Below are 353 nucleotides of genomic sequence, written 5' to 3'. Positions count from 1 at the left end.
TGACCTCCAACATCCACCCCTGGCTCTCCCCCCACTTCCCCACCTCCACCCCACCGTCCGCCACCACTCCACACCACACACCATCAACCCCTACCCCCACCCCACATCCCCACCCCCACCACTCCCCCCCCATCACCCCCTTCCATCCACCCCCCCTCACCCCTCTCCTCCCACCTCCACCCCACCTCCCCCTACCCCCTCCTCCAACCCCACCACCTCCACAACCCCCTCCCCCACCACACCCATACCCTCCCTATCCTCCCCCCCATCATCATCCTCCTCTTCTTCACCTTCTACCTCTCCTCCCCAATCCTCTCCCCCCCCCCCCACTACTTCACTCACTCCATCCAGCG

Annotated in this window: 1 protein-coding gene; it reads right to left on the bottom strand. The window is 66.0% G+C overall.

Annotated elements, in window-relative coordinates:
- Positions 1–156: 156 nt before the first annotated feature.
- Positions 157–353 (bottom strand): hypothetical protein (locus tag FS507_RS19895; protein WP_222121453.1); only part of this gene is annotated, 197 nt, incomplete at its 5' end.

The sequence above is a fragment of the Corynebacterium glyciniphilum AJ 3170 genome (genome assembly GCF_007673095.1).
Lineage (GTDB): Bacteria > Actinomycetota > Actinomycetes > Mycobacteriales > Mycobacteriaceae > Corynebacterium.
The sequence above is the reverse complement of the archived record's forward strand: the minus strand, read 5'-3'. Positions and strand labels throughout refer to the sequence as shown.